Annotated in this window: 2 tRNA genes and 2 rRNA genes; all 4 read right to left on the reverse strand. The window is 48.1% G+C overall.

The window, feature by feature from the left end:
* Nucleotides 1-725, reverse strand: a 23S ribosomal RNA gene (locus tag ACQ4W6_RS25680); the annotation flags it as partial.
* Between the two features lie 260 nt (nucleotides 726-985).
* Nucleotides 986-1,061 (reverse strand) — tRNA-Ala (locus ACQ4W6_RS25685).
* A 104-nt stretch (nucleotides 1,062-1,165) separates the two neighbouring features.
* A tRNA-Ile gene (locus tag ACQ4W6_RS25690) sits at nucleotides 1,166-1,242 on the reverse strand.
* 98 nt (nucleotides 1,243-1,340) lie between these two features.
* Nucleotides 1,341-1,444, reverse strand: a 16S ribosomal RNA gene (locus ACQ4W6_RS25695); the annotation flags it as partial.

A 1,444-nucleotide genomic window follows, 5' to 3' on the forward strand; every position in this document is an offset into this window, starting at 1 on the left:
ACCTCCAGGGCGTGTTACCGCACCTTCATCCTGGCCATGAGTAGATCACTTGGTTTCGGGTCTACACCCAGCGACTGATCGCCCTATTCGGACTCGATTTCTCTACGGCTTCCCTATACGGTTAACCTTGCCACTGAATGTAAGTCGCTGACCCATTATACAAAAGGTACGCAGTCACGGAACAAGTCCGCTCCTACTGTTTGTATGCACACGGTTTCAGGATCTATTTCACTCCCCTTCCGGGGTTCTTTTCGCCTTTCCCTCACGGTACTGGTTCACTATCGGTCGATTACGAGTATTTAGCCTTGGAGGATGGTCCCCCCATATTCAGACAGGATGTCACGTGTCCCGCCCTACTTGTCGTACGCTTAGTATCACCGGTCCAATTTCACATACGGGGCTATCACCCACTATGGCTCCCATTTCCAGAGGATTCTGTTATCGGTCCGACTATCACGTACAGGCTCTTCCCATTTCGCTCGCCGCTACTTTGGGAATCTCGGTTGATTTCTTTTCCTGCAGCTACTTAGATGTTTCAGTTCGCCGCGTTCGCCTTGCATACCTATGTATTCAGTATGCAATACCCTAAAAGGGTGGGTTGCCCCATTCGGAAATCTGCGGATCAAAGTGTGTTTGCTCACTCCCCGCAGCTTATCGCAAGCTACTACGTCCTTCATCGCCTGTAATCGCCAAGGCATCCACCATGTGCACTTATTCGCTTGTCCCTATAACGTTAGCCTCTTCATTCTTTCAAATGAAAAGAGCGCTACAGGGATAAGAAAGTACAACGTTGTTGCTTGTTTGTTGATACATACAATCATTACCCATTGAGCCGCCTCATGTATTGCTACATGTATAGACTCAATCAATAAATAATCTTTACTTCTTCCAGATTGTTAAAGAACGAAACAGCTTTGATCGCTAAAAGATCAAATCTAAACCCGGGTCATATTGACTGGCTTACATTTGCACTTTTGGTAAAACGTGGTGGAGGATGACGGGATCGAACCGACGACCCCCTGCTTGCAAAGCAGGTGCTCTCCCAGCTGAGCTAATCCCCCCGGGGTATTGCGTGGCTCTTACCTCTAAAAAGCATCTGGCTTTGCCAGTGATTTTTAGCTATGACCAAACGAAAGTAGATTTGCACTTTCGTTTGAAGCTTTACTGGTAGGGCTGGTTGGACTCGAACCAACGACCCCCGCGTTATCAACACGGTGCTCTAACCAGCTGAGCTACAGCCCCAACGCGGTACTACTACGACTACTGTTTCTTCTTAATTAAACAGCCGATAAGTGTGAACATTTGAAGCGTGAATCATTGCTGATTCGTGCAAACTCTAGAAAGGAGGTGATCCAGCCGCACCTTCCGATACGGCTACCTTGTTACGACTTCACCCCAGTCACGAATCCTACCGTGGTAAGCGCCCTCCTTACGGTTAAGCTAC

This window comes from Janthinobacterium woesei, from assembly GCF_051380875.1.
In the GTDB taxonomy this organism is placed as follows: Bacteria; Pseudomonadota; Gammaproteobacteria; order Burkholderiales; family Burkholderiaceae_D; genus Janthinobacterium.